This window comes from Xenorhabdus sp. SGI240 (assembly GCF_040081915.1).
Taxonomy (GTDB): Bacteria; Pseudomonadota; Gammaproteobacteria; order Enterobacterales; family Enterobacteriaceae; genus Xenorhabdus; species Xenorhabdus bakwenae.
Genome location: NZ_JBEBMB010000134.1, coordinates 1 through 10109, shown reverse-complemented (window position 1 = coordinate 10109; position 10109 = coordinate 1). Strand labels below are relative to the sequence as shown.

Genomic DNA, 10109 nt, shown 5'->3' with positions numbered 1-10109 from the left:
AAAAAGTATGCTCGCGCCCTGCTTACATATCAATTAATAACTTTTCGAAAAAATATAAGAAACAACTCTACGGGGGTATATGTATTATCGTAATAAATCAGGTATATTAATCTTAGAGAATAAAGACAACTTATATTATTATAGCCAGTAAAACACTTTTCTTAAAAGGAAAATGACAGAGGATATACCATTGTGGTTACGCATAGCCTTTACTATAAGGGATAACATTTCAATTCTTGCTGGTGTAAAGAAAATTAATTAATTCCCTGGCAAATATTTAAAGGAAACACTTTCTCATGGGAATTAGATTGATTTTTAAGATTACCACATCAGAGATGATGAAATTCGCCTATTATCAGAAGATATACATTTGACTATTTTAATACCTCTGAGTGTTTTTCCAGGCAGTAATAATTAGTTTATTAGACAGTGTCTTGAGGAATTATGGATTGATATTCTATTACACTTTATAATTGGTCAAGACTCTAACTAAAATATCGTTATTTTCACTTGAGCTAAGTGCAGATAACCCTTTATAGGCATATGAATGTAATGTAACTGTGTGCCTGAAAACAATAAACTCCATAATAATTTTCGTGTCACACATATTCAAGGAGCGACGTAACTAATTGACTTATTATAGTTAAAAACTTCAACTTTTACAGTGAAATATTCTCTTATTAGTGCTTGTATTTTTAGTTTATTTTATCTATTGTTAATTTTATATTTTGGAGCCATATGAAAGTACTATCTATTATTGGGCACCCTGATTTAAAAAACTCTCGTTTAAGCGCAGAATTTGTAAGACAGCTTCCACAATTTGGCGTTACAGCTCGTTTATTAGAAAATCAACATGTTAACTATATTTTTAATGTTGAAAAAGAGCAAAATGAATTAATTGACTACGATAGAATAATATTTATTTTTCCAATGTTCTGGTATTCAATGCCAGCTTTGATGAAAAAATGGATTGATGATATTTTTCTACCTGGTTTTGCATATGCTCGAAATGGGAATAAACTTTCTAATAAAGAAATTCAAGTAGTAACTACTGTAGGAGCTCCTAAAGAAGGCTATCGTGCAGGTAGCTTCAACAATTATACAATAGATGAATTACTCAAACCAATACAGCAGACTGTGAACTATGTTAAAGCAAAATACTTACCACCCATTGTAATATATGAGTCAGTGTTTCTATCAGAGAATACTATCCAGAAAGTAATTTCTGATGTATGTTGTAAAATTTCAAATGAACAAGATAATCCCGATTTGCTATATGAAAAATTGCTTTTGAAAGCAGAAAGTGAAAAGATAAATTTAATCAGAGATATCAATTGATAATTTTTCGAAAGAACATAGGACACAACTCTATGAGGGTATATGTATTATCGTAATAAATCAGGTATATTACTCTTAGATAAGAAAGAAAATTTATATTATTATAGCCAACAAGACACTTTTCTTAAAAAGAAAATAACAGCTTTTGAGGCTTATAGTAAAATGACAGCAGATATACCACTGTGGTTACGCATAGCCTTTACTATAAGGGATAACATATCATGCCTTGCTGGTGTAAAGAAAATTCATGGATTTTCTGGCGAATATTTAAAGAAAACACTTTCTCATGGAGATTATATTGACTTTTTTAAAATTTTACGAATCAAAGATGATGAAATGTGCCTATTATCGGAAGATGTGCATTTGTCTGTTTTAATATCTCTGAATATTTTCCCAGACTGTAATAATGAACCTAGTTGTAAAATAACAGTAACGGCATCTGTTATAATTCATAATTTTTTTGGTAAAATGTATATGATACCCGTATCCCTCACACATGATATTATTGTAAAAAACATGCTATCTAAAGTTAACTCTCCGTGAAAACAGTTAAATATTAAAAATAAAATAGTTTAAGATCAGAACAAGGAACATGGAAATAATTTATTTTCATGATACTAAATTAATTATTTATTGTGAGTTTTTAATTTAACTCCTGAAATTGTATTTATGGGTTCTTTGGTTAAAAAAACCAAAACCAATAAGGAATCTTATCTATGGAACAGTTAGCTATCACACCATATATTCTTCATAAGGATCATGAAGATGACGTGCTATTAATGAGCTTCAAGCCAATTTTGCCTACTTATATTAAAGAAAGCATTATTAGTGAATTTATAAAAACAGCCAGTAACGATGAAATTAATGATTTTTTTTCTGTTTATATAAAAGAGGGGGGTGTGTATGTTTTAAAACACATTTCTTTTTGTTTGTCTAAAAAATCCATGGAAGAGTTAATAGAAAATAAAAAAATTAATTTCAAAGATTTTTACGTTCTCCAAGATGAAAAGTGGATTTTAAAAAACAAATACTTACCTAAAATCGCTTTTAACAATCTAAGGGAGTTAATTGATAACAAAGAACATTCAATTAGTAATGAGTTAGTTGATAAGATAGGATATTCATTGTCAAAGTATGGTGAGATGCCTGTAAGTAGAGCCAATAGATATATAATTAAAAATGATACTGAACATTATTTTTTCTATCGTAAAGAACATGAACATGTTCCAGGTTTAATGCTAATTGAAATGTCTCGCCAAGCAATGTACCACTATGTCTACAGCTACTCAGGATATTCAAGAGGCGATGTTAGTATTACCATATCGTCTCTTGAAGTTGATTTTTGTGCTTTTACAGAGTCATCCTATGAGCTGGAAGTTATTGTTTCCACAACCTCTGACATTGCTCATACGTGCCCACGGCATATAGATTTGATATCATCTTTTTATCAAAACGGGAATTTAGTTGCACGTGTACGTTTAAAAGGTGGAGTATTGAAATTAAATGTTTTCAAACGGATGAGAACTCTTAATTTTCCAAAGGACCATTGGTTTAAGTTATTCTCCAGAACTAATAGACTAGTTATGCTAATGGGAGATACTGAAAAAATTAACATTGTAGATATTGATGCAATTTCGACTTCTGGTATCCGATTAATCACTAACAGCCCTATTACTAGTGATATAAAATGGGTAATTATTCAAGCAAATAAAAAAAACATTTTAAAATTACCGATAGAAGAAATAACATTTGACAAATTAAATAATGTTATGCTTGCTAATTTTTCTATATTAGATCGTTATCATGAACAAAAACTAAGTGAGTTTATAAAGTTAAATTGTTATTTTTTCCAAAAAAAATACACAAAAGACCAACTTCTAAGTAATAAATTATTCTCACACATCTAATGTGAGTGTTTATATTAAATATTAGAGGCTGTGATGGAACATAACTTTAAAAAAAGTCTATCACCATTCTACTTGAATGAAAGAATAGCTCTTAAGAATAGACTATATTTCTCAGCTATGGGAATAGATGTTTCTCATAATGATGGTAGGGCATCTGCTGAGTTTACACAATTCTATGAAAATATTATTAATGGTGGGTGCGGAATGGTTGTGCTAGGCAATGCGTCAATACACCCATCGACACGGTTACATAAACATGGATTATGCTTACATAATGATGAGCATGCTGAAGCATTATATCCAATAATAAACTATGGAAATAAAAATGGTTGCGAAGTAGTCGTTCAGTTACAACATTATGGTGCTCAAGGTAGTAATACATTTGCTGGATCTAAGTTATTATCTCCTAGCGGTTTAATTTGTTCGAAAACGAAAGAAAAAGAGGATGATCACAAAGTTAGAGTAATGACTCTAGATGATATCATAGAAGTACGTTATCAATTTGTTGAAGCAGCAAAAAGAGCCCAGCTAGCTGGAGCTCGGATAGTTCAGCTACAAGCCTCGAATGGATATCTACTTAGCAGTTTCTTATCGCCATATACAAACCATCGATTAGATGAATATGGAGGAGACCCTTTCCGTAGAATGAAATTATTGACCGACGTTATTAGTGATATTAAACAAGCTTTACCAAATTTGGACGTTTCCATTCGTTTGGGGATTGATGATTGCCTTGGGGAAAAAGGCCAAAGACCGGAAGTGCTTGCTCCTTGTTTAGGTGTATTAAAATCACTAGGAGTCGTATTCATAGAGTGTTCTATGTCAATAAGGGAAACTTTTAATTGGATGCTAAATTCAACAAGTGAATCTAAAGACCTTTTCCACAGTGGCATTAAAAAAATTCGTTCTGCAACACGTTTACCTCTGGGATTTGCTGGATTTGTTGCGAACCTTAAAGATGCAGAGCAACTCATACATGAATTAAATGTTGAGTTGGTTGGTATGACCCGTGCAATTTTTGCAGATAATGAATTGATTTTAAAATCAATCGCAGGAAGAGAAAATGAAATTTATAAATGTCACTTTGATGGAAATTGTTTCCGTGATAAGAGTAATCCAAATCTAGATCGAGTGTATTGCTGTGTTAATCCTAAATACCAGCGCCCAAGTAGTATAACTTATCAGGGATAGATACAAATGTTTACTAATAAAAAATGTCTGATTATCGGTGCCTCAAGTGGTTTAGGTGCGGAATGTGCTAATCTTATGGCAGAATTTAATGCAGAGCTAATATTGACAGGGAGAGATCTAGATCGAGGAAATGAAGTAGTGAAAAACATTGGTAAGTCAGCAAAGTTTTACCAATGTGATATAACCATACCTCAACAGATCGATGCATTATTCAAACACATTAAAGATAATTATGGATATTTAAATTATGCAATTAATAATGCAGGAATAACAGCCCCTCGGGCTTCTATAATGAATATCGATTTTTTATCGTGGTCACAAATAATAAACACCAATCTAAATGGTGTTCTTCAATGCCTTAAGCATGAACTTCACTTAATGCGAACAATACCAGATGGAGCTATAGTGAACGTATCATCATGTGCTGGTGTTTTAGCAATTCCTGACCAAGCGGCTTACTGTGTTAGTAAAGCCGCTCTTAATATGCTGACAAAGGTTGCAGCCATCGAAAATGCTCAAGATAATGGCAATGGTCATGCAGTACGTATAAATGCTGTTGCTCCTGGCCCAATATTAGGTGGGATGAATAGCATAGAAAATCTAAAATCTAATCCTGAAAGTACCAAGAAAAAAATAGAAGTCACGGCCATGAAACGTATGGCTAAACCAGAGGAAGTAGCAAAAGCGATCATTTTCTTGTTGGGACCAGGAGCTAGTTATATGACAGGGAGTATTGTAGATGTAGATGGAGGATATAGTAGTGGAAAGTATTCATAAAAATAAATATGTTCTCATTACTGGTGTTAGCAGTGGTATAGGAGAAGCATTAGCAAAAATGTTTCTTTCAAATGGATTTATAGTTTGTGGCATAGCGAGAAGGATACCTGGCTCTTGGATTAAACACACTAACATGCATTTTTTTCAACTAGATATTACAGATTTTGATGAAATCAAAAAAATTTTCCTGAAATTTAAAAATATTATTCATGGAATGGAGTTTAAATATTTATTTTTAAATGCTGGTATGTTTGGCCCTTCTCCAAAAGGATGTACAGACATCTCAGTATTAGAACTTATGGATGTATATAAACTCAATGTAGTATCAGTAAAAGCTACAATAGATACATGTATTAAGTTAGGTATGATTCCAGAATATACTGTGGCATCTGCGTCTATATCTGGTCTACGACCTCGAGCAGGAATGTTAGCATATGCTTCTTCGAAGGCGGCCCTCAATAGTTTGATAAAAATATATCAACTTGAGAATAATAACATGAAATTTATAGCACTAGGTCTATGTAATGTTTATACTAGTATTAAAGATGCTATAGACAAATATCATGATGAACCTTATAGGTTTCCTGAATTACACTCTCTTTCACAAAGAGCAAAAAAACCAGGGTATGTTGTTTCACCGGAACAACGTGCAATAGATATAAAGAAAATTTTAGATAATATTGAATTATTAAATCTAAATTTCGGTGAATTCTACGATATTAGAGACCTAATGTTAGCATTGAAAGAAAAAATAAATCAGAGGTAAATATACAATTTTTGTAAATTAAGTCTTAGACACAACTTGAAAAATTATTTTTTGATTTGTCTTTTGATATATGTTCATCTATCATAGGTTATTTTAATAGTTAACGAATTTTAAAAGTTATATTAATCATCTTAAAAACAAAAATATATTTTTTGTTGTGAAACTTATGTTTTTCATTTCTTATAAAATATCTATAAATATTAAATTGAGGTATCATTTATGATTAATTTTAGTACTGAATACAAAGTTCCGGGTGATGGTCTTTGGTTACTCGATAATTCACATTTTTATAGACCAGCATCTCCTTATGTGGAAAAGCTTTTTACTGAAAGTGTAGTTAAAGGATTAAAGGAAAGCTCGTCGAAATATGGGCTAATTCTCAGCCATCTTGATTATGCATATGTTAATGGTTTTTTTTATAAAAAAGTAGTTCTTTGCACTGCAAAAGATTGTAATTCAGAAAGTGATGAAGTCATATCTGAGCGTATAAACAGAGGTATTGAAGCTATCGAGAAAAAATTATGGCGAGAGGATTTAGATATTTGGGATCGAATAGTAAAGCCATCGGCAATAAAACAAAATGATAAAATCCAGGCAATTGACATTACCGCCCTATCAGATAGTGAATTAATAGAACATTTAAATGAATGCTATGAAAATTCATTATATATGATGTATTTGCACCACATATACACAATCCCTAGTGTACTACCTCTTGGATTATATTTGTCTTTCTGTCAAGAAAAAGGTGGAATCGCTTCCCCTGAAGCTCTATCATTGTTAGCAGGAACGACATCAATATCTTTAGGCATAGCAGAAGATACTCTTAGACGCCTAGCTTCAAGTATACAAGAAGATAATATTGACCCCAATTTTTTTATTAATATGAAGAAAGAGGATATATTATCTGAAATAATCCGAATTTCAAATTCGAATACAAAGAAAGAACTCAATAATTACTTTAATCTTGTTGGTAATAGATTAATCACGGGTTATGATGTTACGGACAAAGTTGGTAATGATATGCCGGATGTTTTAGTTGACAATATATTATTACATCTAAATGGAAATATTAACACCAGTAATAATGAATTTGATATAGAGAATGAAAAAAGACATAATAGACTTCTATCAAAAATACCAAGTGAACATCATATTGAATTTAATGAATTATTAAATGAAGCACGTTTATTAAATCGTCTTAGAGATGAAAGAAGTCTTTATACAGATGTTTTAGCTACTGGGTTAGCACGTCGCGCTCTCAAACATGCTGGAGAACGATTATATAAGATAGGAAAAATAGAGAATCCAAGTCTTGCATTATATGCAACTAATGAAGAAGTATGCGATCTATTAGCTGGTAGAAACACAATATTGTCTAGTACATTAATAGAAAGACGAAATTGGTGTACATCACAATGTATTGAGAATGCGCCAATAATGCTTGGTGAGGAAGATAATATATATTATGGTCAGGGAAGAATTGAAAATCTACCTAAAGCAGCTAGATTAAGTTTGTCAGCAATCTCTATTGTTCTAAAAGAAGTATATGAAGAGTCAACTTTTGTTGAAGATGGTTCGAAATTAACAGGCTCACCAGTAAGCCCTGGCATTTATGAGGGAATAGCGCGTATTATTAATTCAGTGGAAGACTTCGGTAAAATCCAAAAGGGAGATGTACTAGTTACTCGGAGTACGACGGCTTCATATAATGTTATTCTTCCTCTACTTGGCGCAATAGTTACAGACCGCGGAGGACAATTGTCTCATGCTGCAATTGTCGCTCGGGAATTTGGAATACCAAGCGTAGTTGGTACAAGAGATGCTACACAAGTGATAGAGGATGGTTGCAGAATCCGAGTTGATGGTAGTAATGGCACAGTGGAGAAAATAATATGAAAATAATACCTCTAATAGATGCCACAATTTTAAATGGTTATGGAGGAAAAGCATATAATTTATCTAAGGCTCTTCGGGCAAGCTTACCTGTGCCTTCTGGATATGTTTTGTCTCCAAAACTAGTTAACCTTGTTGCTTTAAATGACCCTAGGGCTATTGAATATTTAAAATGTACTTTTGATAAAATTGAATACCCAGTTGCTGTACGCTCGTCGGCTTCTGATGAAGATAATGATATAGCCAGTTTTGCTGGACAGCACAAAAGTATTCTCAATGTAAATAATTTTGAACAGCTATTAAGTAGCATTATTGATGTCAAATTATCAGGGCAGACTCAGTCTGCACTTGATTATCGTTCTAAGCTTGGTATGAGTTCCATCTCTGTGATGGCTGTTATCATTCAGAAAATGATTGAACCCAGAATGGCTGGTGTCATGTTTACCAGAGATCCGGTCACAAAGAGAAAAGAGTTCGTGATTGAGTCAGCATGGGGTGTAGGAGAAGTTGTTGTTTCTGGTCTGGTTGTACCTGATAGTTATCGGGTGAGTGAGGATGGCATACTAATATCATCAAGCTTAGGATATAAAGATACACAATTACGCTTACGTGATAATGGTTATCTCCAGGAGGTAAACGTAGACGAGGCCTACATTGAAGCTTCATCACTATCACCAAAAAACATTGATGATTTATATCAATTAGGGTGTCAATGTGAAAAACTTTATGGTGATGGATTAGATATAGAGTGGTGTATTTCAAATGATTATCTATATCTGCTACAATGTCGTACTATAACAGTCTGAGTATACTTAATGAATAATATTAATTTTTACTTTTATATTGTATGCTTAGGATTCATCCCTCTAAATTCGACAATGGTAGCTGCTGCATTACCGACTATCAGTAATGAGTTATCAGTTGACGCATCGGTCGCAATGACATACCTGATAGCATCTTACTTGATAATTAACTTATTATTTCAAATTCCTTCAGGTTATATTAGCGATCGCTATGGAAGTAAAAATGTTATTGTTTTAGGTGGAGTAGGAGTTATAATTTCATCATTTCTTCCTTTTTTTAGTGATAACAAAGACATTATTTTTATTTCTAGAAATATTTTAGGATTAGGTGGGGTATTATTAACTCCTGCACTAATAACATATTTGCTTTCGTTAAAAGAGAATAAAAGTACAGATAGTGTCATGTCTGCAATTAGTAGCGCTCTAGGTTTTTCTGTTGCAATTGGTCCTATTTTTGGTGGATTTATAACAAGCATTGCTGGATGGGAATATATTTTCTATATCAATATTCCTGTTTATGTTTTTATGATTATATCTATATCATGTTTCAATAAAGATGATTTATGTAAAATTAAAAGCATAAAAACAGAAAAAACCTTTGATATAATGTTAAGTGCTAATAATATAAGTAAGTTTTTTTTATCTCCACGATTCCTCATTGGTCTTATTATAACATTTGTATATAGCATAATTCTTTATGGAATGGTTTCCATAATTCCATTCTATATTAGTTATCGGATAGGCAACAATCCTACATATGTAGGGTCTGTTTTATTTTCCATGACTATTAGCATGGCAGTTATGTCTATTTTTCAGAAAAAAATCAAGAACTCCAAACTCAACAATGCCAAGGTGATTGCTTCATTTCCGATCATCATTTTATCAATAATAGTATTACTCTCCTCAGATTTTATTGATTTAGTTACTATTATATGTTGTATGCTTATTGGTTTATCTATTGGTGCTGTTTATGGAGTGTCTCAATCATGGATAATTAGAGGTGCTGGAGGCTCAGCACAAGGCATCTTAGCCGGAGTTGCTTCTACTGCTCGTTACTTAGGAGGAAGTGTAGGCGTATCGATTATTGTTATTTTTGATAAAATAAGTAATGAAAAAGACAGTATTTCATTTATTTATAATTCATTGTATGTATATGTAGCTATAGTTTTTATATCATTCATTTTTGTATTTCTTCTTTTTAGAAAAATTGCTTTCACTGACAATTGCAATCCCTTAGGTAATTAATATTGCTATTAGTGTATCCCATAGTCTTTGGCTAATATGAATGACTGTGAAGAATTTCCAAGTTAATTATGAGGAGACATATTATGCATTGAAAAGGGTGAGGATATTGTATCACCCTTTTCAATGCCTCCTTTTGCCCGTAAAAAGCGGGTTTTGTCGCGTATTCAGGGCGCGAGCATACTTTTT

9 protein-coding genes are annotated in these 10109 nt (G+C 32.2%); all 9 read left to right on the top strand.

Translation table 11 applies throughout. The annotated features are described in order from the left end of the window. The first annotated feature begins 738 nt into the window (after window positions 1-738). The gene (locus ABLA76_RS17200; protein ID WP_348988862.1) at window positions 739-1338 is read left to right on the top strand and encodes an NAD(P)H-dependent oxidoreductase; all 600 of its coding nucleotides are present in this window, start codon (window positions 739-741) and stop codon (window positions 1336-1338) included. Window positions 1339-1380: 42 nt separating this feature from the next. Further along, entirely contained in the window at window positions 1381-1881 is a 501-nt protein-coding gene (locus ABLA76_RS17195) for a DUF2867 domain-containing protein (protein WP_348988861.1), read from the top strand. A gap of 173 nt (window positions 1882-2054) precedes the next feature. Continuing rightward, window positions 2055-3245, top strand: a complete 1191-nt coding sequence (locus ABLA76_RS17190) for an AfsA-related hotdog domain-containing protein (protein WP_348988860.1) — start codon at window positions 2055-2057, stop codon at window positions 3243-3245. Window positions 3246-3278: 33 nt separating this feature from the next. Beyond that, a complete protein-coding gene (locus ABLA76_RS17185; protein WP_348988859.1) occupies window positions 3279-4436 on the top strand; it encodes a hypothetical protein in 1158 nt (385 codons plus the stop codon). Between the two features lie 6 nt (window positions 4437-4442). After that, entirely contained in the window at window positions 4443-5213 is a 771-nt protein-coding gene (locus tag ABLA76_RS17180; RefSeq protein WP_348988858.1) for an SDR family oxidoreductase, read from the top strand. Next, a complete protein-coding gene (locus ABLA76_RS17175) occupies window positions 5197-5979 on the top strand; it encodes an SDR family oxidoreductase (protein ID WP_348988857.1) in 783 nt (260 codons plus the stop codon). Before ABLA76_RS17180 ends, ABLA76_RS17175 begins: the two co-directional genes overlap by 17 nt. Window positions 5980-6198: 219 nt before the next feature. After that, window positions 6199-7878 carry a PEP-utilizing enzyme gene (locus ABLA76_RS17170; RefSeq protein WP_348988856.1) on the top strand — a complete coding sequence of 560 codons (1680 nt, stop codon included), beginning with the start codon at window positions 6199-6201 and terminating at the stop codon, window positions 7876-7878. Then, entirely contained in the window at window positions 7875-8681 is an 807-nt protein-coding gene (locus tag ABLA76_RS17165; protein ID WP_285809906.1) for a PEP/pyruvate-binding domain-containing protein, read from the top strand. The genes ABLA76_RS17170 and ABLA76_RS17165 overlap by 4 nt, the downstream gene beginning before the upstream one ends. Window positions 8682-8690: 9 nt before the next feature. Then, entirely contained in the window at window positions 8691-9923 is a 1233-nt protein-coding gene (locus ABLA76_RS17160) for an MFS transporter (protein ID WP_348988855.1), read from the top strand. Window positions 9924-10109: the final 186 nt, after the last annotated feature.